Source organism: Ruminococcus intestinalis, assembly GCF_014288065.1.
GTDB classification, from domain to species: Bacteria; Bacillota; Clostridia; order Oscillospirales; family Acutalibacteraceae; genus Ruminococcoides; species Ruminococcoides intestinale_A.
The window spans coordinates 258,981-284,461 of the sequence record NZ_JACOPS010000002.1; the positions used below are offsets into that span (position 1 = coordinate 258,981).

Annotated in this window: 22 protein-coding genes; 21 read left to right on the forward strand and 1 reads right to left on the reverse strand. The window is 51.1% G+C overall.

Going from position 1 to position 25,481, the window contains the following annotated elements; all coding sequences use genetic code 11:
- Positions 1-25: 25 nt before the first annotated feature.
- Genes H8R91_RS05415 through H8R91_RS05445 form a run of 7 tightly spaced genes read left to right on the forward strand, consistent with a single transcriptional unit; the run spans position 26 to position 7,232 of the window.
- Positions 26-283 carry a DUF4315 family protein gene (locus H8R91_RS05415; RefSeq protein ID WP_009003366.1) on the forward strand — a complete coding sequence of 86 codons (258 nt, stop codon included), beginning with the start codon at positions 26-28 and terminating at the stop codon, positions 281-283.
- The gene (locus H8R91_RS05420) at positions 273-1,037 is read left to right on the forward strand and encodes a DUF4366 domain-containing protein (RefSeq protein ID WP_186935185.1); all 765 of its coding nucleotides are present in this window, start codon (positions 273-275) and stop codon (positions 1,035-1,037) included. Before H8R91_RS05415 ends, H8R91_RS05420 begins: the two co-directional genes overlap by 11 nt.
- The gene (locus tag H8R91_RS05425) at positions 1,034-1,237 is read left to right on the forward strand and encodes a hypothetical protein (RefSeq protein WP_009003368.1); all 204 of its coding nucleotides are present in this window, start codon (positions 1,034-1,036) and stop codon (positions 1,235-1,237) included. Before H8R91_RS05420 ends, H8R91_RS05425 begins: the two co-directional genes overlap by 4 nt.
- A complete protein-coding gene (locus H8R91_RS05430; protein WP_186935186.1) occupies positions 1,224-3,332 on the forward strand; it encodes a type IA DNA topoisomerase in 2,109 nt (702 codons plus the stop codon). Before H8R91_RS05425 ends, H8R91_RS05430 begins: the two co-directional genes overlap by 14 nt.
- Entirely contained in the window at positions 3,329-3,607 is a 279-nt protein-coding gene (locus H8R91_RS05435) for an immunoglobulin (RefSeq protein WP_118596745.1), read from the forward strand. Before H8R91_RS05430 ends, H8R91_RS05435 begins: the two co-directional genes overlap by 4 nt.
- 6 nt (positions 3,608-3,613) lie before the next feature.
- The gene (locus tag H8R91_RS05440) at positions 3,614-7,015 is read left to right on the forward strand and encodes a YodL domain-containing protein (protein ID WP_186935187.1); all 3,402 of its coding nucleotides are present in this window, start codon (positions 3,614-3,616) and stop codon (positions 7,013-7,015) included.
- A 1-nt stretch (position 7,016) separates the two neighbouring features.
- Positions 7,017-7,232 (forward strand): transposon-transfer assisting family protein, encoded by a 216-nt coding sequence (locus tag H8R91_RS05445; protein WP_055200194.1) that lies wholly within the window; start codon positions 7,017-7,019, stop codon positions 7,230-7,232.
- A gap of 96 nt (positions 7,233-7,328) precedes the next feature.
- On the opposite strand, the gene H8R91_RS12070 is transcribed toward H8R91_RS05445, so the two are convergent.
- A complete protein-coding gene (locus tag H8R91_RS12070) occupies positions 7,329-8,096 on the reverse strand; it encodes a hypothetical protein (protein WP_243237751.1) in 768 nt (255 codons plus the stop codon).
- On the opposite strand from H8R91_RS12070, the gene H8R91_RS12075 reads away from it, so the two are divergent.
- From H8R91_RS12075 to H8R91_RS05510, 14 genes are all read left to right on the forward strand, one after another.
- Entirely contained in the window at positions 8,083-8,439 is a 357-nt protein-coding gene (locus tag H8R91_RS12075) for a TnpV protein (protein WP_243237752.1), read from the forward strand. The genes H8R91_RS12070 and H8R91_RS12075 overlap by 14 nt on opposite strands.
- Positions 8,440-9,269: 830 nt before the next feature.
- Positions 9,270-16,100, forward strand: a complete 6,831-nt coding sequence (locus H8R91_RS05450; RefSeq protein ID WP_436286328.1) for a helicase-like domain-containing protein — start codon at positions 9,270-9,272, stop codon at positions 16,098-16,100.
- A 1-nt stretch (position 16,101) separates the two neighbouring features.
- Positions 16,102-16,908 carry a DUF3848 domain-containing protein gene (locus tag H8R91_RS05455; RefSeq protein ID WP_186935189.1) on the forward strand — a complete coding sequence of 269 codons (807 nt, stop codon included), beginning with the start codon at positions 16,102-16,104 and terminating at the stop codon, positions 16,906-16,908.
- Complete coding sequence (locus tag H8R91_RS05460) at positions 16,905-17,249, forward strand: plasmid mobilization protein (RefSeq protein ID WP_186935190.1); 345 nt, start codon at positions 16,905-16,907, stop codon at positions 17,247-17,249. The genes H8R91_RS05455 and H8R91_RS05460 overlap by 4 nt, the downstream gene beginning before the upstream one ends.
- Before the next feature lie 155 nt (positions 17,250-17,404).
- A complete protein-coding gene (locus H8R91_RS05465; protein WP_002576210.1) occupies positions 17,405-17,716 on the forward strand; it encodes a CD1845 family protein in 312 nt (103 codons plus the stop codon).
- A 95-nt stretch (positions 17,717-17,811) separates the two neighbouring features.
- Positions 17,812-18,420, forward strand: a complete 609-nt coding sequence (locus tag H8R91_RS05470; RefSeq protein ID WP_002576209.1) for a type IV toxin-antitoxin system AbiEi family antitoxin domain-containing protein — start codon at positions 17,812-17,814, stop codon at positions 18,418-18,420.
- The gene (locus tag H8R91_RS05475; protein WP_186935191.1) at positions 18,417-19,271 is read left to right on the forward strand and encodes a nucleotidyl transferase AbiEii/AbiGii toxin family protein; all 855 of its coding nucleotides are present in this window, start codon (positions 18,417-18,419) and stop codon (positions 19,269-19,271) included. The genes H8R91_RS05470 and H8R91_RS05475 overlap by 4 nt, the downstream gene beginning before the upstream one ends.
- On the forward strand, positions 19,268-19,600 hold the full coding sequence (locus H8R91_RS05480; protein ID WP_186935192.1) for a hypothetical protein: 333 nt from the start codon (positions 19,268-19,270) through the stop codon (positions 19,598-19,600). The genes H8R91_RS05475 and H8R91_RS05480 overlap by 4 nt, the downstream gene beginning before the upstream one ends.
- 54 nt (positions 19,601-19,654) lie before the next feature.
- Positions 19,655-21,067 carry a relaxase/mobilization nuclease domain-containing protein gene (locus H8R91_RS05485; RefSeq protein WP_186935193.1) on the forward strand — a complete coding sequence of 471 codons (1,413 nt, stop codon included), beginning with the start codon at positions 19,655-19,657 and terminating at the stop codon, positions 21,065-21,067.
- A gap of 222 nt (positions 21,068-21,289) precedes the next feature.
- Positions 21,290-21,412 (forward strand): TnpV protein, encoded by a 123-nt coding sequence (locus H8R91_RS05490; protein WP_257324825.1) that lies wholly within the window; start codon positions 21,290-21,292, stop codon positions 21,410-21,412.
- 97 nt (positions 21,413-21,509) lie between these two features.
- Positions 21,510-22,565 carry a helix-turn-helix domain-containing protein gene (locus H8R91_RS05495; RefSeq protein ID WP_366477202.1) on the forward strand — a complete coding sequence of 352 codons (1,056 nt, stop codon included), beginning with the start codon at positions 21,510-21,512 and terminating at the stop codon, positions 22,563-22,565.
- Positions 22,566-22,682: 117 nt separating this feature from the next.
- On the forward strand, positions 22,683-23,288 hold the full coding sequence (locus H8R91_RS05500) for an MptD family putative ECF transporter S component (protein ID WP_005423602.1): 606 nt from the start codon (positions 22,683-22,685) through the stop codon (positions 23,286-23,288).
- Between the two features lie 3 nt (positions 23,289-23,291).
- Positions 23,292-23,969 carry an energy-coupling factor transporter transmembrane component T family protein gene (locus H8R91_RS05505; protein WP_186935194.1) on the forward strand — a complete coding sequence of 226 codons (678 nt, stop codon included), beginning with the start codon at positions 23,292-23,294 and terminating at the stop codon, positions 23,967-23,969.
- The gene (locus H8R91_RS05510) at positions 23,969-25,450 is read left to right on the forward strand and encodes an ABC transporter ATP-binding protein (protein ID WP_015535773.1); all 1,482 of its coding nucleotides are present in this window, start codon (positions 23,969-23,971) and stop codon (positions 25,448-25,450) included. The genes H8R91_RS05505 and H8R91_RS05510 overlap by 1 nt, the downstream gene beginning before the upstream one ends.
- Positions 25,451-25,481: the final 31 nt, after the last annotated feature.

Below are 25,481 nucleotides of genomic sequence, written 5' to 3' on the forward strand. Positions count from 1 at the left end.
ACTTTGTGGAAAGGAGTGAACGGTTATGGCAAAAAACAAAATTGAACGTATCGACCAGGAAATTGAGAAAACCCGTGAGAAGATTGCGGAATATCAGGAAAAGCTCAAGACCCTGGAAGCACAGAAAACGGAGGCAGAGAATCTGGAAATCGTTCAGATGGTTCGTGCGTTACGCATGACTCCAGCACAGCTGAACGCTATGCTTTCCGGTGGAATGAACCACGGCAGAGATACAGCACTGTCGGAATCAAATAATCAGGAGGTTACCGCTTATGAAGAATAAAAGAATTTGCAAAACACTTTCCGCCCTTTGCCTGACAATGGTTGTGGCATTTGGCTTTACGATCCCTGCTTTCGCACAGGGGTCAGAACAGGCTCTGGCGGCACCGGCAGAGGATTCTACCAATGACAGCAATGTGATTGTGGAAGAAACAGAACCGGCACCGGCACTTACACCAGATGGCAATGCCGCTCTGGTGGATGATTTTGGTGGCAATAAGCAGCTCATTACCGTTACCACCAAGGCTGGCAACTATTTTTACATTTTGATCGACAGGGCGAATGAGGATAAAAAGACTGCTGTTCACTTTCTGAACCAGGTGGATGAAGCGGATTTGATGGCACTGATGGAAGATGAAAATGTCAAAGAGGAGCCGGCTGCTGTGTGTAGCTGTTCAACAAAATGTGAAGCAGGGGCAGTCAATACGGCCTGCCCGGTCTGCGCAACTGATAAGAGTAAATGTACGGGCAAAGCACCGGAACCTCCGGCAGAAACATCGGAGCCGGAAAAAGAGAAGCCTGCCGGATTGAACCCGGCTGCGATAGTCCTTTTGCTGGCTCTGCTTGGTGGCGGTGGCGTATTTGCCTACTTGAAGCTCGTTAAGAACAAGCCTAAGACCAAGGGCAATGACAGTCTGGACGATTATGATTATGGCGAGGAGGATTCCGAGGAATGGGAAACCGAGGATGAGGAGTCGGACGAGCCGGACGCTGACGGGGGCAGCACAGAAGAAGATGATGAGGACAGTGTGAAATGACCCGTTTCACAGACAGTCCCTATGAACGCATGATGACACGCAGGCCGGAGGGCGGGAAGGAAACTTCCCGTCCTCCTTCTTTACCCCACAGCCACCCCTGCTATGGTTGCGGGAATTATGGAAGACCCTGCGTAGGTATCTGTCACCGGGAAATGTCCCGATGGCTCAAAGAGAGGAGGAACCATCATGGCTCAACATAAATTGGTAATTGCCGAAAAACCATCGGTTGCCCAGAGTTTGGCGGCGGTGATCGGTGCAACCGTCCGTAAGGACGGGTATCTGGAGGGCAACGGCTGGCGTGTCAGCTGGTGCGTGGGCCACCTGGCCGGTCTTGCGGATGCAGACAGCTATGACCCAAAGTATGCCAAGTGGCGATATGATGACCTGCCTATTTTGCCGGAGTATTGGCAGATGGTGGTGGGAAAGGATAAGAAAAAGCAGTTTGATATTCTCAAAAAGCTGATGAATGCCCCGGATGTTTCGGAGGTGGTAAATGCCTGCGATGCCGGACGCGAGGGCGAGTTGATCTTCCGTAGCGTCTATGAGCTGGCAGGTTGCAAGAAGCCGATGAAAAGGCTCTGGATTTCTTCGATGGAGGACTCTGCCATAAGGGAAGGCTTTGCAAACCTGCGCCCCGGTGCGGATTATGACGGACTTCGGGATGCTGCCCTCTGCCGTGCCAAGGCCGACTGGCTGGTGGGGATCAATGCGACAAGGCTTTTTTCCGTGCTGTATCACCGAACCCTCAACATCGGGCGCGTGATGTCCCCGACGCTGGCGCTTATTGTTCAGCGAGAAGCTGAGATCGACACCTTTCAGCCGATTCCCTTTTATACCGTGGCGCTGGAGCTGCCCGGTCTTACCGTATCCGGGGAGCGCATGGCGGATAAGGTTGCTGCTGAGCAGCTGAAAGAAGCCTGTCAGGGTGCAAATGTCACAATCAAAAAGGTGGAGCGCAAGGAAAAGTCCGAAAAGCCGCCTGCCCTCTATGACCTGACTACCCTGCAAAGAGATGCCAACCGTCTGCTTGGATTTACGGCCCAGCAGACCCTGGACTATCTGCAAAGCCTGTATGAAAAGAAGCTCTGCACCTATCCCCGTACTGACAGCCGCTATCTGACCGGTGATATGGCAGACAGCCTGCCGGTGCTGGTGAATCTGGTTGCCTATGCTATGCCGTTTCGGAAAGAGATCGCCATTTCCTGTGATGCCGGTGCGGTCATCAACGATAAGAAAGTAACCGACCACCACGCAGTAATTCCCACCCGAAATCTCAAGGATGCAGACCTTTCTGCCCTTCCTGCGGGAGAAAAAGCAGTGCTGGAGCTGGTGGCCCTGCGCCTGCTGTGCGCCGTAGCCCAGCCCTATATCTATTCGGAAACCGTTGTGATTGCAACGTGTGCCGGTGGGGAGTTTACCGCCAAAGGAAAAACGGTGAAGTATCCCGGATGGAAAGCACTGGAGGACGCTTACCGTGCAAAAACGAAGGATGCAGAGCCAAAAAAAGAGGGTGCAGAAAAAGCCCTGCCGGAGCTGACTGAAGGACAGACCCTTTCGGTTGCTGCGGCAATCGTCAAAGAAGGCAAAAGCAGTCCGCCTCAGCACTTTACGGAGGACACCCTATTGTCCGCGATGGAGACTGCCGGAAAAGAGGATATGCCGGAGGATGCCGAGCGAAAAGGTCTGGGGACACCGGCCACCCGTGCCGGTATTTTGGAAAAGCTGGTATCTGCCGGTTTTCTGGAACGAAAAAAGAGCAGGAAAACGGTGCAGCTTCTCCCTTCCCACGATGCAGTTTCCCTGATTACCGTTCTGCCGGAACAGCTGCAATCTCCGCTTTTGACTGCCGAGTGGGAGTACCGCCTGGGGGAAATCGAGCACGGGCAGCTTGCCCCGGAGGAGTTCCTGGACGGGATCAGCACCATGCTGAAAGATCTGGTGGGAACTTATCAGGTCATCAAAGGAACTGAGTACCTGTTCACTCCGCCCCGTGAGGTGGTGGGCAAATGCCCTCGCTGCGGCGGTGAAGTTGCAGAACTGCAAAAAGGCTTCTTCTGTCAGAATGATTCTTGCAAATTTGCAATCTGGAAAAATAACAAATGGTGGGCTGCCAAGAAAAAACAGCCGACCAAGGCTGTGGTGTCTGCACTGCTGAACGATGGCCGTGTCCGTGTGACGGGGCTATATTCGGAGAAAACCGGCAAGACCTACGATGCCGCTGTGGTTTTGGAGGATGATGGACAGTACGCCAACTTCAAGCTGGAATTTGACCAGCGGAAAGGAGGCAGCCGATGAAGCTCTCTTTAGTGGAACGGGAAACCATTCTCCTCTATAACCAGGCAGAACCAATGGCTGAGGTCTATACCCACGATCCCCGTCTGATGGAGAAGCTGGAACTGCTGGCAAAAAAGCACCCCGACCAGATCACCCGAAAGGACGCCCATAACTTTACCGTCCCCAAGCGGTGTGTATCAGTCCGGGAGCCATATAGTGCAGAACGCCGCAAAGCTGCCAGTGAGCGTGCGAAAGCCGCCGGATACCAGCCCCCTGTGAGAAAGTCTGGCAGTTAAAGGCACATGGCAGAGAATGTATTTGAAGCAGTCAAGCAATCGGTCAGCACCAGAGATGCGGCAGCGTTTTATGGGATCGAGGTCAAACGAAATGGCATGGCCTGCTGTCCCTTTCACGATGATAAGAACCCCAGCATGAAGGTAGACCAGCGGTTCCACTGCTTTGGCTGCGGTGAAGATGGGGATGTGATCGACTTTACCGCAAAGCTCTTTGACCTCTCCCCAAAAGAAGCGGCGGAGAAACTGGCACAGGACTTTGGCCTGATCTATGACAGTCAGGCCCCTCCCCGCAGGAGGTATGTCCGGCAGAAAACAGAGGCACAAAAGTTTCGGGAGGACCGGCAGCGGTGTTATCGCGTACTGTCCGATTACTACTATCTGCTGAAAAAATGGGAGGCCGACAATTCTCCCCGGACACCGGAGGAAGAACCGCACCCCCGCTTTGTGGAAGCAATCCAGAAGAAAACCTATGTGGAGTACCTGCTGGACCTTTTTCTTTATGAAAGTGAAGAAGAACAAAAGGAATGGATTGCAGAACACACAGCAGAAATCACACACTTGGAAAGGAGATTGAAAATCATGGCTGAGAATAAACCCACCAACCGAGAACGGCTAAGGGAAATCACAGATGGCATCGAGCAGGGGATCAAGGAACTGTTTGAGAGTGAAAAGTATATGCGCTATCTGTCCGTCATGTCCCGCTTCCACCGCTATTCGGTAAACAACACCATGCTCATCTATATGCAGAAGCCGGACGCTACATTGGTAGCCGGATACAATAAGTGGAAAGACCAGTTTGAGCGTCATGTAAAAAAGGGCGAGCATGGCATTACCATCATCGCTCCCACACCGTATAAGAAGAAAATCGAGGAGCAGAAGCTGGACCCAGATACCAAGGCTCCGATTCTGGATAAAGACGGAAAGATCGTCACAGAGGAAAAAGAAATCGAGATTCCCATGTTTCGCCCTGTCAAGGTCTTTGATGTGAGTCAGACCGACGGGAAACCTTTGCCGGAGCTTGCTTCCTCCCTTTCCGGCAATGTGCCAAATTATGAGGCATTCATGGAGGCCCTGCGCCGCAGCGCACCGGTGCCGATTACTTTTGAAGCAATGGCCGCCGATACGGACGGCTATTTTTCTGCCGATCATCAGAAAATTGCCATTCGTCAGGGCATGAGCGAGGTGCAGACGGTTTCGGCCACGGTTCACGAGATTGCTCACAGCAAGCTCCACAATCAGAAAAAGATCCAGATTGCCAATGACGAGCAATATCAGGAGATCGAGCTGTTTGATAAACTTGGTCTGTTCTCCAACGGACGGATTACTCGCGATAATCTGCCAGAGGGCGTTTATTGCTATGACCTGCGCGGTTCTGACTACGATCCTGGAGATCCGGTCTGTGTGGAAGAACGAGTGGTTGTAAACCATGCAGGCTCCGTTCTGCTGACAGAGCCGTTGGAACTGACGGAAGATGGACGCTTGATGCTGACCGAGGAAAAAGGGCTGAATTTTACCGGTGGCTTTTCTACCCTCTCCCAGTTTTTGCAGAAACAGAGGAAAGATCGTCACACGGAAGAAGTGGAGGCTGAAAGCATCTCCTATGCGGTCTGCAAGTATTTTGGCATCGAGACTGGAGAAAACAGCTTTGGCTATATTGCCAGTTGGAGTCAGGGCAAGGAACTGAAAGAACTGAGAGCCAGTTTGGAGACCATCAACAAAACCTCCGGCACTTTGATCTCCGACATTGAGCGCCACTATAAGGAAATCTGCAAAGAGCGCGGAATCGACCCTCATGCAAAGGTAGAGCCGGAAACCGCCCCGATAGAGCAGCCAGCAGATGCCATTAAGGTATCTGATAGGCTGCCGACCGGCGATCTGACCTACTATGTAGCAGAGTGCATGGAATTTCCAAACCTCGGAGAATACCACGATAACCTGTCTTTGGAGGAAGCTGTCCGCATTTATCAGGAGATTCCAGCAGAGCGAATGAACGGGATCAAGGGCATTGGTTTTGAGCTGAAAGACGGAAGCGACTATGAAGGACCTTTTCCGATTTTGACCGGCCAGACCATTGACCTGGACACCATCCAGGCAATCGACTATTACCGTGATAATCCTCTGGTGCAAAAAGCGGTAAAGGAACTGGCTGCGGCAATGCCGGAAATGGAAGTGCTGGGGGCGGATGCCAACCAGCAGGAGGCTTTGTTTCTGATTGACGATGCCACCTATCTTCATATCCAGTCCTGTGACAGCGGCTGGGACTATACCCTTTACGATGCCGCGTCCATGAAAGAGTTGGATGGTGGTCAGCTGGATATGCCGGAGATTTCCCGCATGAAGGCAGTTCTCCAGATTTGTGATGACAACGATTTGGGCAGAGACTCGGTAAAATACGCACCGTTGTCCATGATTGAGACCTTGCAGGAAGCTGCCTACCAGCAGATGCAGGCAGAGGCCAGTCAGATGGCTGCTTCTTCTCAGCTGCCGGAAGCACAAGAGCAGGCGCTGGATGAATACCCTATGCCTGATGAGCAGGTATCCACACCGGATATGCAGGAATACGGCTACTTCTATGATGGGATGCTCCCTGTCACCAGAGAACGGGCGCTGGAACTGGATGCCGCTGGTTTGACCGTCTATGTGCTGCATGAGGACAATACGGAGAGCATGGTGTTTGACCCGCAGGAAATCATGGATCATGGCGGTCTTTTTGGCGTGGACCGTGAGGAATGGGAGAAAAGCCCTCAGTTCCACGAAAAGGTCATGGAGCGTCAGGAACATCAGCAGGAACGCGAACAGGCATTTCTATCCCAGAACAGAGATTGCTTTGCTATCTATCAGGTGAGCCGTGACGATCCGCAGAATGTGCGCTTTATGAATCTGGATTGGTTAAAGTCCCATGACATTTCCATAGACCGCAGCAATTATGACCTCATTTACACAGCTCCGCTGAGGGAGTCTGGCACGGTACCGGAGCAGCTGGAAAAACTATATGAGCAGTTTAATCTGCAAAAGCCGGCGGATTTTCACAGTCCTTCTATGAGTGTCAGTGACATCGTTGCGATCAAGCAGGATGGTAAGGTATCCTGTCATTACTGTGACAGTGTTGGTTTTACCCAGATCCCCGGATTCCTGCCGGAAAATCCGCTGAAAAATGCGGAGATGGCCGTGGAGGACGATTACGGCATGATCGACGGTATCATCAACAATGGCGCAAAAGAGCCTACGGTGGCAGAGCTGGAACAGCAGGCCCGCAACGGTCAGCCCATTTCCCTCATGGATTTGGCTGCCGCTGCCCATCGGGAGGAACGGGAAAAGAAAAAGTCCGTCATGGAGCAGCTGAAAAGCCAGCCCAAGGCAGAACACAAAAAGATAGCTCCAAAAAAGAGTGCGGAAAGGGAGATTTGATATGGGAAACTTTACTTTTGAGGAAATGAACCTGATGTGCATTTACAATACCGGCAGCCGCACCGGACTGATCGACAGCCTGCGTGATATGCGCGGCGAGCTGGCCCCGGAGGAAACCGAGCTGCGGGAGTTGACAGACAGCGCACTGGGCAAGCTCCAGGCCATGAGTGATGCCGAGTTTGCCGAGCTGGAGTTGTATCCGGATTTTGACCAGTAAACACCATAATCGCAGGGATGGGGTGGCAATATGCCACCCCACCTTTTTACCCCAAAACTGAAAGGAGGACAGAACACTATGCCAACCAAAGCTGAACTATATGCACAGATGGCGGACAAAGTGGCAACACAGCTCACGGGGAGCTGGCAGGAATGGGCAGGGTTTCTCACTACTGCTTCCCGCCTTTACAAGTACCCGTTCCATGAGCAGCTGATGATCTATGCCCAGCGACCGGACGCCACCGCCTGTGCGGAGTACGATTTGTGGAATGAAAAGATGGGCCGTTATGTAAGGCGCGGTTCCAAGGGAATCGCTCTGGTGGATGATTCCGGGGACAGACCTCGCCTGCGTTATGTCTTTGACATTTCCGACACCGGAACCCGTGAACATTCCCGCACTCCCTGGCTGTGGCAGTTGGAGGAGCGCTATCTGGATTCCGTGCAGGCCATGCTGGAGCGCACCTATGATGTTTCCGGTGAGGATCTTGCCGGACAGCTCACTGAGGTAGCCGGAAAACTGGCTGAGGAATACTGGACGGAGCATCAGCAGGACTTCTTCTATATCGTTGACGGTTCCTTTTTGGAGGAATATGATGAGTTTAACATCGGAGTACAGTTCAAGGCAGCAGCCACCGTCAGTATCACTTACGCTTTGATGTCCCGCTGTGGACTGGAGCCGGAACGCTACTTCGACCACGAAGATTTCATGGCGATCTTTGATTTCAATACTCCGGCAACCATCGGAGCGCTGGGAACAGCGGTCAGCCAGATCAACCAGCAGGTGCTGCGGCAGATCGGCGTTACCGTCCGAAATGCAGAGCGCGAAGCCAACCAAGAAAGGAGCAAACAAGATGAACAATACCATGACCTATATCCAGAACGGAGACTATCTGATTCCCGACCTGAAGCTGAGCCAGCAGCCGGAGAAAACCCTGGGCAAGTACGGCAGGATGAGGAAAACCTACCTGAAGGAACACCGTCCCATCCTCTACAACCAGATGTTGCTGAGCGAGAAGCTGTACCCGCACCTTCTGGAGATCGACGAGACCGCCCAGAGCAGACTGGAGCAGATGATGCCCCAGCTGGCGAAGGAAGCGGGAGCCACCGAGGAACTGAAAGCCAGCGATCCCATGAAGTGGGTGGGGCTGATGAACACCTGCAAAGCCCAGGCCGAGGAAATCCTGATGGCGGAGCTTATCAACAGCTGACTCTAAACCTGTTCCTCTCCGAAGCGGAACAGATCCAATCCATAGATGAAGCAGAGAATGTAGCGCATACATCCTCTGCTTTTTCTTTTGCCCAAAATGACATCGACCATGTGCTGCGTTTGGGCGGCAATACAGACCGTCAAAGGGAGCGTGTGGTTGCAGCATTTGAAAAGCAGAAAACCACCGCTGAGATTGCCGAGATACTGAAAACGCTGTACCACGGCGGCAATGGCCTTGGCAGTGTGAGCGCATGGTATGCCGAGGATGGTATCCATCTTTCCCACGGGAAGTCTGTCCGTTATGACAGGTCTGCCCAGGTCATTTCCTGGGAGAGCGCCGCAGAGCGTATCGGGGAGCTTTTGGAGAGCGGCCAGTTTGCCTCCAATGTGGAGCTTGCTGAAGCGGCAGGCTATGAACGATCCCTCCTTGCAGAAAAGCTCTGGTATCTGTATCACGATCTCAGTGAGGGTGCCAGAGAAGCCGGATATTTGTCCTGCCTGTCAGAGATCAAAGGCAATGGTTTCCCGGAGGAGACCCGCCGCCTGACGGAGCAGCTGAGTGACCCGGCTTTCCGCCAGACACTCAAGGAAGAATACGCCGCCTTCTGGACTGCCTATCAGCAGGACCGTGACCTGTTGCGTTTTCGCTATCATAGACCGAGGGAGATCTGGGAGAACCTGAAGGACCTTGACCTGCCCCGCAGGACCTTTTCTTCAGAGCTTTCCCAAGTGCCAACCGTCCAGCACTTCATTACCGAGGATGAGATCGACGCCGCTATGACCGGCGGCAGCAGTTTCGCCGGAGGAAAAGGCCGTATCTATGCGTTCTTCATGGCAAACCATACGGATAAGGAGAAAGTGAGATTTCTCAAAGACGAGTATGGCATTGGCGGACGCTCTCATGCCCTGTCCGGCGCAACACACAGCGGCGAAGATCACGATGGGAAAGGACTGCACTATAAAAAGCAGGACTGCCCGGATGTTCACTTGAACTGGGAAAAGGTTGCCAAGCGCATTACCTCACTTGTCCAGAAAGACCGCTATCTTACCGAACAGGAACAGGCGCAGTATGACAAAATCCAGGCTGAAAAGGAACTGGCAGAAGAAGATGCCATTCAAGCACAGCAGCCGGAGGTGGAGAAAGAAACGCCAAAGCCTACCCTTGGGGAGCAGTTTGAGCAGTATAAGCCTGTGGTGACTGCCACCATTTCCGAGGATACCGCATATCGCAATGCCTGCGGTCATTCTGACCGTGAAAATGCTGTCATCGAGGGTAATGCCGCTGTGCGCCGTGCAGTCCTTGGTTCTAAGGATATGGAGCTGATCCGACTCTATTCGGATGTGCCGGAGTTCCGCCAGCGTTTACACCGGGAAGTGATCGACGAGACCTATCCAAAGCTCCATGAGCTTCTGCGCCCTCTTTCTCAGGAAGATATTGATACTGCCCTTTGTGCATGGAACGGCAATATCGAGAGTAAACACGCTGTTGTCCGCTATATGAAAGACCATGCAAGAGAAAAAGATACCGCCGCATGGCTGGCTCAGGAATACGGCGGCAGTAACAGCAACAGCCTGTTCGTTGTCCGTGCCGGCAGCCCGGAGGAAACGCAGCTGCCCTGGCCGAAGGTACAGCGCCGGATTGCCCAGCTCATTCAGGAGGACCGGTTCTATACCGAAGAAGAACAGGACCGTTTTGACGACATCGACCCCATCGCCATCCGGGAAGCTCTGGAAGAAAGAGGGATCGTCAACGGCCAGGTGGCAGACACGGAAAAACTGGACAATGCCCCGTTTATCCAACAGGTGATGTCAGATGCCGAGCAGATCGCAGATGCCGAGACAGAGCAGACTTCCAAAGTTTCCATTTCCGATGAGGAATATGATGCAGTTCGCCGCCCAACTCCGCAAAGAACCTCCTATGACCCAGCCGCCCCGGTCTATGTCGTGGGCGATACCGTGTATATCGAGGATGACGCCTATCAGATCACCGAGCTGCGGGAGGACACCGTACAGCTTCTGCCCATCGGTATGGTATATCCCATCTACCGGGCAGAGCGTAAAGAACAGTTCGAGCAGCTGCTTCGGGCAGACCGCCGCAATGCTTACTATACCGAGTTTCTTCCTATTGACCCGGACAAGGCAGATCAGGACTTGCGGGATGTATTGGCTCATGGACTGATGGATGAAGCAGATAAACAGCAGGTTTCCACGCTGCTGCAATCCGGCAGGAGCAACAGCGAGATCGCCTACTGGCTGAGCAGAGCCTATTCCGGTGAGATCGAGACCCTGAATCTGGAGACCGGCGATATTGCCGATTACCGTACCACGGCACAGGGCATAGAACTGGAAGTCATGGATGCAGAGGAAAAGCGTCTGGCTATGCTGTATTTCCGCTGGGATGAAGTTGCGCCTTTGCTGCGCGGGATGTATGCCCGTCAGCAGGACGGTTTTGGACAGGAACAGCCCCAACCGACTACCGAATCCCCGACCTTCCATTCCGAGACCATGGCCGTCTATCCGGGCGATAAGAACCATCTACCTTATGATGTGGTGGTGGAACGACTGCATATCGAGGAGCCGGAGCCGCCAGCCCCTGTGACTGAGCCGGAGAAAACCTTTGAGGAAGTGCTGGACGAACACCCGGTTTCCATTCAGGTCAATGGCCAGTGGCAGACCTTTCCCAATGCCAAAGCTGCCGAGGAAGCATCTTATGAGGAATACAAGGCTAACCTGCGCCGCAATGCAAAAAACTTCCGCATTACCGATGAGCATTTGGGCGAAGGCGGTCCGAAAGCCAAGTTCCAGGCAAATGTCAATGCGATTCGTTTGCTGAAAGAGCTGGAAGCTGCCGGACAGCAGGCAAGCCCCGAACAGCAGGAGGTTCTTTCTCGATATGTGGGCTGGGGCGGTCTCTCTGATGCGTTTGACCCGGAGAAACCGGCATGGGCTTTAGAGTATGCCCAGCTAAAAGAACTGCTGACCCCGGAGGAATATGCCGCCGCCAGAGGTTCCACCCTCAACGCGCACTACACCAGTCCCACGGTAATCCGGGCCATCTATGAGACCGTGGGCCGCATGGGTTTTGAGACCGGCAACATCCTGGAGCCGTCCTGCGGTGTGGGCAATTTCTTCGGTATGCTGCCGGAAGAAATGCGAAACAGCCGTCTGTATGGCGTTGAGCTGGATTCCATCAGTGGACGGATTGCAAAGCAGCTCTACCCCAAGGCCGACATCACCGTGGCCGGGTTTGAGACCACCGACAGGCGAGATTTCTATGACCTTGCCATTGGTAATGTGCCTTTTGGCCAGTATCAGGTCAACGACAAAGCCTACAACAAGCTGAATTTCAGTATTCACAACTACTTTTTCGCCAAAGCACTGGACCAGGTGCGTCCCGGCGGCGTGGTGGCTTTTGTAACCTCCCGCTATACTATGGACGCCAAGGATTCCACCGTGCGCCGCTATCTTGCCCAGCGTGCCGAGCTGCTGGGAGCTATCCGTCTGCCTAATGACGCGTTCAAAAAGAATGCCGGTGCCGAGGTGGTATCGGACATCATCTTCCTCCAAAAGCGGAACCGCCCGCTGGACATTGTGCCGGAATGGACTCAAACCGGACAGACGGAGGACGGATTTGCCATCAACCGGTATTTTATCGACCACCCGGAAATGGTGCTGGGCAGACAGGAGCCGGTAAGCACTGCTCATGGTATGGACTACACCGTGAACCCTATCGAGGGACTGGAGCTTTCCGACCAGCTGCATGATGCGGTGAAGTATATTCATGGCACTTATCAGGAGGCAGAGCTGCCGGAGCTGGGCGAAGGCGAAGCTATTGACACCTCCATTCCTGCCGACCCCAATGTGAAGAACTATTCCTATGCCATTGTAGACGGGCAGGTGTACTACCGGGAAAACAGCCGTATGGTGCGCCCTGACCTCAACGCCACCGCCGAAGCCCGTGTAAAAGGTCTTGTGGAACTGCGTGATTGTGTGCAGGAACTGATCGACCTTCAGATGGATGCAGCGGTTCCGGACAGCACCATTCGGGAGAAGCAGGCGGAACTGAACAGCCTCTATGACAGCTTTTCTTCCCAATACGGTCTCATCAATGACCGTGCAAACCGTCTGGCCTATGCAGACGATTCTTCCTATTACCTGCTCTGTGCGCTGGAAGTCATCGACGAGAACGGAAAGCTGGAACGCAAGGCAGATATGTTCACCAAGCGGACCATCAAGCCCCATCAGGCGGTGGCTGTGGTGGATACGGCAAGTGAAGCACTGGCGGTGTCCATCTCGGAAAAAGCCTGCGTGGATATGGACTATATGAGCCAGCTTACCGGAAAAACAAAAGAAGAACTGGCCGGAGAGCTGCAAGGCGTAATCTTCCGTGTACCGGGACAGCTGGAGAAAGACGGCACACCCCATTATGTGACTGCTGATGAATACCTCTCCGGCAATGTACGCCGCAAACTGCGTCAGGCGCAACGGGCCGCACAGCAGGACCCTTCTTTTGCAGTCAATGTGGAAGCTCTTACCGCCGCCCAGCCCAAAGACCTGGATGCGTCGGAGATTGAGGTGCGTCTGGGCGCTACCTGGATTGACAAGGAATATATCCAGCAGTTTATGTACGAGACCTTCAACACCCCGTTTTATCTCCAGCGCAGTATCGAGGTCAACTATTCGTCCTTTACCGCTGAATGGCAGATCAAGGGGAAATCTTCTGTATCCTACAACGATGTGGCAGCTTATACCACCTATGGGACCAGTCGTGCCAATGCCTACAAGATTTTAGAGGACAGCCTGAACCTGCGGGATGTCCGCATCTATGACACCATAGAGGACGCAGACGGAAAAGAGCGCCGCGTGCTGAACGCCAAGGAGACCACCCTGGCGGCTCAAAAACAGCAGGCGATCCGGGAAGCCTTTAGGGACTGGATCTGGAGAGACCCGGAACGCCGCCAGACTTTGGTGCGCCAGTACAACGAAGAAATGAACTCTACCCGTCCCCGTGAGTATGATGGCAGTCATATCACTTTTGGAGGGATGAACCCGGCCATTACCCTGCGGGAACACCAGAAAAGCGCCATCGCCCATGTGCTGTATGGAGGAAATACCCTGTTGGCACATGAAGTAGGCGCAGGTAAAACCTTTGAGATGGTGGCCGCTGCGATGGAAGCCAAACGCCTGGGACTGTGCCAGAAATCTCTTTTTGTGGTTCCAAACCACCTGACCGAGCAGTGGGCGTCGGAGTTTCTGCGCCTCTATCCTTCCGCCAATATCTTGGTCACCACCAAAAAGGACTTTGAAACCCATAACCGAAAGAAGTTCTGCGCTCGTATTGCGACGGGTGACTACGACGCCATCATCATGGGACACAGCCAGTTTGAGCGTATCCCAATCAGCCGGGAGCGCCAGGAAAGGCTTCTCTATGAGCAGATCGACGAGATCACTGAGGGCATCGCAGAGGTGCAGGCCAGCGGCGGCGAGCGTTTTACCGTCAAGCAGCTGGAGCGTACCCGAAAATCTCTGGAAGCCAGACTGGAAAAGCTGCAAGCCGAGGGGCGAAAAGACGATGTGGTAACCTTTGAGCAGCTGGGTGTAGACCGATTGTTCGTAGACGAGGCTCACAACTATAAGAACCTGTTTTTATATACAAAAATGCGGAATGTGGCTGGCCTTTCCACATCGGACGCACAGAAATCCTCCGATATGTTTGCCAAATGCCGCTATATGGATGAGATCACCGGAAACCGTGGCGTGATTTTTGCCACCGGCACACCGGTCAGCAACTCCATGACCGAGCTTTACACCATGCAGCGTTACCTTCAGTATGAACGCCTGCAAGAGCTGAACATGACCCACTTCGACTGCTGGGCTTCCCGATTTGGAGAGACCGTCACAGCATTGGAGCTGGCACCGGAAGGCACCGGCTACCGGGCAAGAACGAGATTCAGCAAGTTCTTTAACCTGCCGGAGCTGATGAACCTGTTCAAAGAAGTGGCCGACATTAAGACTGCCGATCAGCTGAACCTGCCCACCCCGGAGGTGGAATACCACAACATCGTGGCGCAGCCTACCGAACATCAGCAGGAAATGGTCAAGGCCCTTTCGGAGCGCGCATCGCTGGTACACAGCGGAACCGTGGACCCGTCCCAGGACAATATGCTCAAGATTACCTCGGATGGCCGTAAGCTGGGCCTGGACCAGAGAATCGTCAACCAGATGCTCCCGGATGAACCTGGCACAAAGGTCAATCAGTGCGTGGACAACATCATGCAGATCTGGCGGGATGGCAAAGCTGACAAGCTGACCCAGCTGGTGTTCTGCGACATTTCTACACCGCAGGCAAAAGCTCCTGCAAGCAAGGCGGCGAAAACGCTGGATAATCCACTGCTTCACGCATTGGAAGGCGCTGTGCCTCTGCCGGAGCAGGAACCGGTCTTTACGGTATATGACGATATTCGTCAGAAACTCATTGCTCAGGGGATGCCTGCCGACCAGATCGCTTTTATCCATGAAGCCAACACCGAAGTGCGGAAAAAGGAGTTGTTCTCTAAAGTCCGTACCGGTCAGGTGCGTGTCCTTTTGGGCAGCACCGCCAAGATGGGCGCAGGCACCAATGTGCAGGACCGTCTGGTGGCACTTCATGACCTGGACTGTCCGTGGAGACCGGGAGACCTTGCCCAGCGCAAGGGCCGTATTGAGCGACAGGGCAACCAGAATCCCCTTGTCCATGTGTACCGCTATGTGACCGAAGGAACCTTTGACGCATACCTCTGGCAGACGGTGGAGAATAAGCAAAAATTCATCAGTCAGATCATGACTTCTAAATCGCCGGTGCGTTCCTGCGATGATGTGGACGAAACGGCGCTTTCCTTTGCCGAGATCAAAGCCCTGTGCGCCGGAGATCCCCGCATCAAGGAGCGTATGGATTTGGATGTGGAGGTATCCCGCCTGAAGCTAATGAAAGCCGACCACCAGAGCAAGCAGTATCGTCTGGAGGATCAGCTGCTCAAATACTTCCCGGAGGAGATTGAAAAGCACAAAGGTTTTATCAAGGGCTTTGAATCCGATCTGGAGGTTTTGGCAGCGCACCCGCACCCGGAGGACGGTTTTGCTGGTATGGAAATCCGTGGCGATCTGCTGACCGATAAGGAGAACGCCGGCGCAGCCCTTTTGGATGCCTGCAAGGAGGTCAAAACCTCCGATCCGGTGCAGATCGGCAGCTACCGGGGATATGCCATATCCGTGGAATTTTCCGCTTGGAAACAGGAGTATACGCTCCTGCTGAAAGGACAGATGACCCACCGGGCAACCCTTGGTACAGACCCTCGCGGAAATCTTACCCGTATCGACAATGCCCTCGCTCAGATGCCCCAGCGTCTGGAGGCGGCAAAGGCCCAGCTGGATAACCTCTATCAGCAGCAGGCTGCCGCAAAGGAGGAAGTCGGAAAGCCATTCCTTTATGAAGAAGAACTGCGAAGCAAAAATGCCCGTCTGGTGGAGCTGGATACTTTGCTGAACATCGACGGAAAGGGACAGGCACACGCCGAGGCTGTTGTTGCCAAAAGCGCACGGCCTTCAGTGCTGGATCATCTGAAACGTCCGGCGACGCCCCGCAGTACAGACAAGAAACCAAAACAGCATGAGGAGGTGCGATAACATGAATACCAATAATCTGAATACAGCCCTTTATGAAAAGATGGCCACTGAGCAGGAAAAATATAGGGACTGGCTGAAAAGCCAGCCCCCGGAAGAAATCCTGCACCACACCTATGAATACACGGTCCGTGAGGATATTGTGATGGCGATGGAGGAGCTGGAGCTGACCGACGCACAGGCCCAGGCGCTTTTGGAATCTCCCTCGCCGCTGGCGGATGTGTACCGTTATTTTGAAAAGCTGGAGACCGGCTACATGGATGTGATCCGGGACAGCATTGAAAACCGTGCCGATGATGTGTGCAAGGCGCAGGAAGAATTACTAACTGCCCCTCTCTACCCCCATTCTGCCGCCTATGCGTCCGAGCATGGAGAGATGGCACAATATAACCGTTCGTATCAGGCGAACAGCGCCTGCAAAGAAGCCATTGAGCAGACCATCAGCGCCCACTATGCAGAGAACCGACTGGATACGGAGGCGGCGGTCAAAGATGTGCTGGAAAAGTTCGGGGCGGAACGGGTACAGTTCATTCTTGCAAACACCATCCAGCACAAGAACCATGACGGGCGTATCTCTCAGGACAATAAAGCCTGGGCAAAAACCATTCCCATGCCGGAGGACAGCGGCGCTTCCCGCCACTGCGCCTATCTGGTTGTGGATGGGGTCAATCCCGGTCTGACCGATCTGTTTACCAGGCAGGCCAGAAAAACCATGCAGGAACAGCAGAAAAGTTCTGTCCTGCAAAAGCTCAAACAGGAACCGCCTGCCCATAAGCCTGCCGCCCCGAAGAAACAGGAGCCGGAGCGATGAGCAGCCCCAAGCGCAAGCGGGATGTGCCGGTTCTGTTTTGGGTATCCGCTGATGAAATGAAGTTGATTCAGCAGAAAATGGCACAGTTTGGGACAAAAAACCTGAGCGCCTATCTGCGGAAAATGGCTGTGGACGGCTATGTGGTGCAGCTGGATTTGCCGGAACTGAAAGAACTGGTATCCCTGCTGCGCAGGAGCAGCAACAACTTAAACCAGCTGACCCGCAAGGTGCATGAGACCGGGCGGATTTATGATGTCGATTTGGAGGATATATCCCAGCGGCAGGAACAGTTATGGGACGGAGTTAAAGAGATACTGACACAACTCTCCAAACTTTCGTAACCGGGACAAATACCCCATCTGCGGAGGGAGGAACGGCGTTTCTTCGCCGCGCCTTCCTCCGCTTTTTCTTTTTGCCCGTATCCTTGCCTTTTGGCTGTGAGACAGGGATAATGGAATCAGGAACAGAAACTGTGATTTTGGGAGGAGGCATAACAATGAGGGCATTGGTATTTTTGTTGAAACTGCTGTTGAAGATCGTGATGGTTCCGGTGATTCTGGCGCTGACCCTGTTCGTTTGGATTTGTGTGGGGATCGTCTATGTCTCCGGTCTGGTGCTGGGGCTTATCAGCATGGTGATCGCCCTGCTGGGTGTGGCGGTTCTGCTGACCTGTTCCCTGCAAAACGGCATTATCCTGCTGGTGATGGCATTCCTTATTAGTCCCTATGGTCTGCCGATGGCTGCCATCTGGCTGCTGGGCAAGGTGCAGGACTTGAAGTTTGCCATTCAGGATTTGGTTTATGGATAAAATGCGCGGTCACAAAAATGCCAGACAGTGTCTGTTAAATTGCTATATTTACTTCTGTGCTACATCCGTGTATAATAGTAGCACGAAAGGAAGTGATGGATGTGACCAAATCAGAACGGTTTGAGCAATTAGACAGACTTCTGACCGAGCATGATGGGATGCTGCAAACCGCACAGGTAATCGCCAGCGGAATTGTAAAACCCATTTTTTATGAATATGTCAAAGAGAAAAATCTTCAGCAGGTTGCTCACGGAATTTATGTCTCCGAGGACACCTGGATTGATGCGATGTTTCTGTTACATCTGCGATGTGGTCAGGCAGTATTTTCCCATGAATCAGCGCTATTTTTCCATGACTTGACAGACCGGGAACCATCTCCATACGCTATCACGGTGCGCAGAGGGTACAGCACCACTCGCTTAAAGGCAGAGGGCCTTTCTGTTTACACCATCAAACCAGAACTATATGAGGTAGGGCTGACAACTGGCCAAACACCTTTTGGGCATACGGTTCCTGTCTATGATATGGAGCGCACCATCTGCGATCTGCTCCGCAGCCGAAGCAGCATGGAAATACAGACTTTTCAAGGTGCGCTGAAGATGTATGCCAGAAGAAAGGACAAGGATCTGCGGACTTTGATGCGGTATGCCGGTATGTTCCGGGTTGAAAAAATTTTACGGCAGTATTTGGAGGTGCTTTTATGATAAAGACAGCAAGGCAGCTAAAAGATTTGATTCGCAATCTTTCCAGAGAAAAATCTGCGGATGCACAGCTTTTAATGCGAAACTATATGATGGAGCGTTTTCTGGAGCGTATTTCCCTTTCTGAATATCGTGATAAATTTATTCTGAAAGGCGGGATGCTGGTAGCGGCAATGGTTGGACTGGATGCCCGTTCCACGATGGACTTGGACGCTACTGTAAAAGGAGCCAATGTTAATGTAGAGGAGATCGAGGACCTGATTTCTGCTATTGTGAGTGTGCCGATTGATGATGGCGTCAAATTTCAGCTGAAAAGCATTTCAGAGATTATGGATGAAGCGGAGTATCCTGGGATTCGGGTCAGCATGACTACAACCTTTGACGGTGTGGTGACACCTTTGAAGATTGACATTTCCACAGGGGATGCCATTACCCCCAGGGAGGTACGCTACTCTTTCAAGCTGATGCTGGAAGATCGCTCCATTGACATTTGGGCATACAATCTGGAAACCGTTCTGGCTGAAAAGCTGGAAACAATCATCACCAGAACCACCACCAACACCCGCATGAGAGATTTCTATGACATTTATATTCTGGATCAGCTCCACGGGAACACATTGAACCGGCAGACGCTCTATGATGCACTGTTGGCAACTGCCAAAAAACGCGGAACCGAACGGCATCTTGCAGAAGCTATGGATGTTTTGAATGAAGTGGAAAGCAGTCCTGTGATGCAGAAACTTTGGGAATCTTACCGCAGGAAGTTTTCCTATGCGGCAGATCTGGAGTGGAACATCATCATGAGGGCGGTTCGCAGTTTATATGCGCTCTGTGAAAAGGAATCGAGCCTATGAAGAAGCATGGACATTATTGTAAAGTCTGCGGAGAATATAAGGCTAACGAAAAATTTTCCGGCAAAGGTCATGCGGCGCACATCTGTAAATCCTGTGCTTCTTTATCGCCGGAGAAACAAGCGGAGCAAATGACGGTAAACCGCTTACGGAATCTCCCTTGGCGGTTATCAAAGGAGCAGATTTCCTGGCTGAAAAACCGAATGAAAGATAAGCGCCCGGAAGTTCGTGCACTGGCAAAAGAACAATACGAGATGAGGTTTCCTCCAAAACAGTTAGAGGACACCGATGACGATTTTGATTTTCTTGATGAGAATGATTTTATAGAATAACGAAAGCGGTCTGCACCATGCAGGCCGTTTCTTTTTTAGAAAGGAGGCCCTTCTGTGGCAACCACACGCATCATGCCCTTGCATATCGGAAAGGGGCGCACTGAGAGCCGAGCAATCAGCGATATTATTGATTATGTGGCAAATCCGCAAAAGACTGACAACGGAAAACTAATTACCGGCTATGGCTGTGACAGCCGGACCGCCGATGCAGAGTTTCTGCTGGCGAAGCGGCAGTATATCGCCGCCACCGGGCGGGTGCGCGGGGCGGACGATGTGATCGCTTACCATGTGCGCCAGTCCTTCCGCCCCGGTGAGATTACCCCGGAAGAAGCCAACCGTCTGGGCGTAGAATTTGCAAGGCGTTTTACTAAAGGCAATCATGCCTTTGTGGTCTGCACTCACATAGACAAGTCGCACATTCATAATCACATCATCTGGTCGGCGGTCAATGCAGATTGTGACCGAAAGTTCCGCAACTTTTGGGGCAGCACCAGAGCCGTCCGGCGCTTGAGCGATACCATCTGCATCGAGAACGGATTGTCCATTGTAGAGAATCCGAAACCTCACGGAAAGAGCTATAACAAATGGCTGGGCGATCAGGCAAAGCCCTCTCACCGAGAGCTGCTTCGTGTGGCGATTGACAACGCATTATCACAAAGTCCTGCTGACTTTGAAGAACTGCTGAAGCTGTTGCAAGAGTATGGTTGCGAAGTCTCAAAGCGCGGAAAATCGTATCGACTGAAGCTCTCTGGTTGGGAGAAAGCCGCCCGCATGGACAGTCTGGGCGAAGGATATGGATTGGAAGATTTGCGGGCAGTTCTCTTAGGGAAGAAAGCACATACCCCGCGAAAGAAAACAGTCACACAGGCAGAGCCGCCGAAGGTCAATCTGCTGGTGGACATTCAGGCAAAATTGCAGGCTGGAAAAGGTGCTGGCTATGCTCGATGGGCTAAAGTTTTTAATCTGAAACAAATGGCGCAGACCATGAATTACCTGTCAGAGAACAATCTGCTGGAGTATGCGGTTTTGGAAAAAAAGGCTGCGGCTGCCACGGCACATCACAATGAACTTTCGGCGCAGATCAAAGCGGCTGAAAAGCGCATGGCAGAGATTGCTGTTCTGCGTACTCACATCGTAAATTATGCCAAGACCCGTGAGGTCTATGTGGCATACCGCAAGGCGGGTTACTCTAAGAAATTCCGGGAGGAACATGAGGAAGAAATTCTGCTCCACCAGGCTGCTAAGAATGCCTTTGATGAGATGGGAGTCAAGAAGCTTCCCAAGGTCAAAGAGTTGCAGACGGAGTACGCGAAATTGCTGGAAGAAAAGAAAAAGACCTATGCCGAGTACCGGCGTTCCCGTGAGGAAATGCGGGAGCTTTTAACGGCAAAGGCAAATGTAGATCGAGTGCTGAAAATGGAGGTAGAACAGGATGTTGAAAAAGAAAAAGACCACGGCCAGCGGTAAGCTGGTCCTGGTCAAAAGCGTTCGCAGAACGCGCAGCCACAGAATGAAATTCTGTGTTCAAAGGGGGTTGGGGGCGCTGCCCTCAACAAGCAAGCGGAGAGGAAAATCACGGAGGGATTTTCTTCTCTGCGGGCCTGTGTGTATTAACACAGGCATTGCTTGCCAGTATTATCCCGAATCAGAATAATTTCGGAATAACCACCGTTCTCGCTATTCCGCATGATGGAGGCAGCGGGCGTCACCGAGGAACTGAAAGCCCATGACCCCATACGCTGGGTGGGGCTGATGAACACGCTGAAAGCACAGGTGGAGGAAATGATTTGTCAAGAGTTTATTTATATTTAGAACTTTTTCTTTTTGTCAGAAAACCATTTGACACTGCCATTATTCGCGCCTATACTTAGAATGGTTAGCTATAACGAACCGAAAGGAGGAATGGGTGGTGCTGACCTATGAAAAACAAGCACTCTCTGGTACGATTGAAGTATTATTGCGGTCTGAATTGCCAGACGAATTTGAAGGGACAAAGTTATACGGCTCTCTCGAAGAAGATGAACTACGGCAGGACTGTAAAATTTTTCGGCTGTCAAATGAAACAGGGCATGGACGCATTACAGTCTATCAGGTTTTTTCTGGTATTGAGCTTTACTATAACGATATGCACATGGGATATTGCAATCAAAATCAAGCCACAGCTAAAAACATGATAGAGATTAACCATTGTCTGATAGGACGTTTTGAGTGTAGCTTTGGTGAAAATAGTTGCTGCTATATGGCGGAAGGCGATTTGTCGATCAGCTCCATGATGAAGAAAAAGTCAAATTCGTGTTTTCCGCTGAACCACTATCACGGTATTTCTATCGTCATCAATCTGGATGAATTGCTGCCGGAAGTACGGCAAATCATGGAGCTATTGAATATTGATTTGCACTACATACAAAAATATATTTGCGAAGGAAACCGTTGCTGCATCATGCGGGCCAATCCGTCTATTGAACATATTTTTTCGGAACTCTATCATGTCCGGGAAAAAAGAAAACCAGGATACATGAAAGTCAAAATGCTGGAACTGCTTCTGTTCTTAAGTGATCTCAATACGGCAGAAGAAGTTTTACAGACGGATTATTTCAATCAAAATCAGGTCGCATTGATTAAAGCAGTAGCGTCCTATATTACGGAGGACTTGACAGCACATCATACGATTGAACAGCTTTCCCAGAAATTCGAGATTTCTACAACAGCATTGAAAAAGTGCTTTCGAGGCGTCTATGGAACCTCTGTCTATTCTTATCTTCGTACCTATCGGCTTCAAGTCGCCAAAAAATTGTTGCTGGAAACCGAGTCGTCAGTAACGGAGATTGCAAGTAAAATCGGATATGAAAATCCGAATAAATTCACTTCTGCCTTCAAAGAAACGTATGGCAGCTCTCCAACGGAATTCAGAAAGAGTGTCCGTTTGGATAGAAACGGGTCCGTATGGAGTGGCGAAGAAATCTGAGCTGTATTAGAATATCCTTTGTCAGATAAAAGCAGAAAGACCGCTTGAAGCTGGCCTGTTTTTTGAATAGCGGGTTAGATGTTGCTAACTTTCTGCAAGACAAAGGAGGATTTCCAAATGGAAAATGAAAAATCGACAGGTAACAAGTACACTGTCAAAGACGCGGCAATCATCGGTATCTTCTGTGCGGTCATGTTCGTTGTATTTATGGTCTATTCGATCCTGACCGGCGCTTCACTGTTCTATTCCATGATTTTTAACGCCGCTGGTGCGGCACTTATCCTCGCACCGTTCTATGTTTATATGTGCATGAAAGTCGGCAAGCATGGCCCCGCTCTTGTCTACAATATCATGTGGGCGATTATCGCCGGATTGATGATGGGGCCATTTATGATTCCGTGGTTTTTGGGCGGCGGTATCATCGCAGAGCTTTCCATGTGCGGAAAGGATGCCTACCATGACATTAAGCGTGTGTCTATTTCGTGGGTAATCACGGCACTGGTTCGCGCTGCACATGGTATGTCAGAAATTTGGTTTTTCAAAGACGCATTTCTTGCCACCGGCGTCAGCGAGCAGCAGGTTCAGGTTCAGACCCAGTATTACACCGATCCGAAGTACGTCCTTTTGAGCCTGGCTGTCACCGCTATCCTGGCCGTCCTTGGCTGCATGATTAGTAACAAACTGATTGTGAAGCATTTCAGAAAGAGTGGTGCGATTAAATAAACTATGAGCATGAAATTTGATTTTCGAACCAAATTGCTTGTCATAGTTCTCACTATGTCGCTTGTGGCGGTGCTCACAAGCGACATTTTGATATACACACTTTTTGGCGTTTTGAGCGTGTATCTGATTATTCAGGGCTTTGGCAGGCAGACAATAAAATATTTGATCGTCTGCGGTATTTTTATCGTGTTGAGGTTGCTTTCAGGAGGACAGGGCATTACCATTCTTATGCCGGAAATGTTCCTGTTCATGGTGCTGCGTATTTTGATGATGGTTATGGCTGCGCAGCCCGTGATTGGTATGCCGCCGGGAGAAGTTGTAGCAGTTTTTAAGAAAATCCACGCGCCTAATGGAATTGCCCTGCCCGTAACCTTCATGCTGCGTTTCTTCCCTACTGTGCGCAGTGAATTTTCTGATGTGTTTTCCTCCCTTCGACTGCGAAAGCTGTTGTCATGGAAACACCCTCTGGACGCAATGGAGTATATTGTTACGCCTGTTATTTTCCGTTCATCCAGAATAGCCGAAGAACTTGCCGCTTCTGCTGAAAGCAGGGGGATTTCCAATCCTGGGAAACATACCTGCCGCAGAAAAATAGAATTTCAAAAAAGAGATTGGATTATGTGCGTGATTGCTGTTTGTGTAACTGCATTCTATTTTGTGCTGGAAAGGACGGTAGCATAATGGTAAATGATAAAGCAAGGCGATCCGTTATCCAGTTTGAAGATGTATCTTTTGAATATCCGGGAGCCGAAACAGATAGTATCCATCATATCAGCCTCGATGTAAAAGAGGGCGAGTTTCTTGTTCTGACTGGAGGGAGCGGCTGCGGAAAGACAACTTTAACACGATTGGTAAACGGGTTAGGCGAACAATTTTACGAAGGGACACTGAAAGGGCGCATCACACTGTTGGGACGCAACATATCGGAATATCCTCTGTATGAAATCGGGAAAAAAGTAGGTTCAATCTTTCAAGATCCAAAGAGCCAGTTTTTTGCCAGTATTACAGAGGATGAGATTTCGTTTGGGTGTGAAAATTATGGCGTTCCGTATGAAGAATTGGATAGGCGGGTTTCAAGTGCAATCAAGCGTATTAACGGAGATATGCTGCGAGGGAAAGAAATTTATCCGATGTCCAGCGGGGAAAAACAGAAAATAGCGGTGGCCTCCGTCAATGCTGTTGATCCGGAAATTTATGTGTTTGATGAACCTTCGGCCAATTTGGATATGTATTCCGTTGAGGCGCTTAAAAATTTGATGGGTGGACTTAAAGCGGAAGGCCACACAATCATTGTTGCTGAACACCGGCTTTATTATCTTACTGACCTTGCAGACCGTTTTCTCTATATGGAAAACGGGAGCATAAAAGAAGAATGGACGGCGGGAGAACTGCGCTCTATTCCAGAAGAAAAAAGACGAGCCATAGGAATACGAGCGGCAGATTTGCACCATATTGAAGTAGATATTTCCCCTGTAAAAGAAAAAGATATGACGATGGAGGTAAAGGATTTGGCGTTTTCCTATCGCAAACATCCGGTTTTCCATGATGTATCTTTTCAGGCGTATGCTGGTGATCTGATTGCGATTGTAGGCCATAACGGAATAGGAAAAACTACTTTGTCGAATATTCTTTGTGGTATGCAAAAGGAAAAAGAGGGTCAGGTCATATATAACGGGACAAAGGTATCTAAAGGCAAACGGAAGAATTTTGCCTACTTTGTTATGCAAAATACAGATTGCCAGTTGTTTGGGGACAGCGTAGAAGAAGAACTGCTATTAAACGGAAAAGGCAGTACCCAGGAGCAACGCGATGATCTGCTAAAACTATATGGCTTGTTTGAATGGAAAGAACGGCATCCCGCTACTCTTTCCGGCGGGCAGAAACAACGACTCACTCTCGCAGTATCGGATTGGATAGATACCCCCGTTTTGATTTTGGATGAGCCTACCAGCGGTCTTGATTTCAAAAATATGATGAGAATATCGGAGCATTTGAAAGCTCTGGCGCAAAAAGGAAAGACCATTTTAATCATTACACACGATTATGAATTTGCCGCTATGACTTGCAATCGGGTTCTGCATTTCGTTGATGAAGGTCATGTAGAAACATTTCCGTTACAGGAAAATTTGTCCCGCTTATACTCCTGCCTTATGTGTCAATGAATTATGTGTCCGATTGGATAGATACGCTCTG

Coding starts and splice junctions, on each gene's coding strand:
- H8R91_RS05415 (WP_009003366.1), top strand. CDS start 26: ATGGCAAAAAACAAAATTGAACGTATCGACCAGGAAATTGAGAAAACC.
- H8R91_RS05420 (WP_186935185.1), top strand. CDS start 273: ATGAAGAATAAAAGAATTTGCAAAACACTTTCCGCCCTTTGCCTGACA.
- H8R91_RS05425 (WP_009003368.1), top strand. CDS start 1,034: ATGACCCGTTTCACAGACAGTCCCTATGAACGCATGATGACACGCAGG.
- H8R91_RS05430 (WP_186935186.1), top strand. CDS start 1,224: ATGGCTCAACATAAATTGGTAATTGCCGAAAAACCATCGGTTGCCCAG.
- H8R91_RS05435 (WP_118596745.1), top strand. CDS start 3,329: ATGAAGCTCTCTTTAGTGGAACGGGAAACCATTCTCCTCTATAACCAG.
- H8R91_RS05440 (WP_186935187.1), top strand. CDS start 3,614: ATGGCAGAGAATGTATTTGAAGCAGTCAAGCAATCGGTCAGCACCAGA.
- H8R91_RS05445 (WP_055200194.1), top strand. CDS start 7,017: ATGGGAAACTTTACTTTTGAGGAAATGAACCTGATGTGCATTTACAAT.
- H8R91_RS12075 (WP_243237752.1), top strand. CDS start 8,083: ATGAACAATACCATGACCTATATCCAGAACGGAGACTATCTGATTCCC.
- H8R91_RS12070 (WP_243237751.1), bottom strand. CDS start 8,096: ATGGTATTGTTCATCTTGTTTGCTCCTTTCTTGGTTGGCTTCGCGCTC.
- H8R91_RS05450 (WP_436286328.1), top strand. CDS start 9,270: ATGGCAAACCATACGGATAAGGAGAAAGTGAGATTTCTCAAAGACGAG.
- H8R91_RS05455 (WP_186935189.1), top strand. CDS start 16,102: ATGAATACCAATAATCTGAATACAGCCCTTTATGAAAAGATGGCCACT.
- H8R91_RS05460 (WP_186935190.1), top strand. CDS start 16,905: ATGAGCAGCCCCAAGCGCAAGCGGGATGTGCCGGTTCTGTTTTGGGTA.
- H8R91_RS05465 (WP_002576210.1), top strand. CDS start 17,405: ATGAGGGCATTGGTATTTTTGTTGAAACTGCTGTTGAAGATCGTGATG.
- H8R91_RS05470 (WP_002576209.1), top strand. CDS start 17,812: ATGGATGTGACCAAATCAGAACGGTTTGAGCAATTAGACAGACTTCTG.
- H8R91_RS05475 (WP_186935191.1), top strand. CDS start 18,417: ATGATAAAGACAGCAAGGCAGCTAAAAGATTTGATTCGCAATCTTTCC.
- H8R91_RS05480 (WP_186935192.1), top strand. CDS start 19,268: ATGAAGAAGCATGGACATTATTGTAAAGTCTGCGGAGAATATAAGGCT.
- H8R91_RS05490 (WP_257324825.1), top strand. CDS start 21,290: ATGGAGGCAGCGGGCGTCACCGAGGAACTGAAAGCCCATGACCCCATA.
- H8R91_RS05500 (WP_005423602.1), top strand. CDS start 22,683: ATGGAAAATGAAAAATCGACAGGTAACAAGTACACTGTCAAAGACGCG.
- H8R91_RS05505 (WP_186935194.1), top strand. CDS start 23,292: ATGAGCATGAAATTTGATTTTCGAACCAAATTGCTTGTCATAGTTCTC.
- H8R91_RS05510 (WP_015535773.1), top strand. CDS start 23,969: ATGGTAAATGATAAAGCAAGGCGATCCGTTATCCAGTTTGAAGATGTA.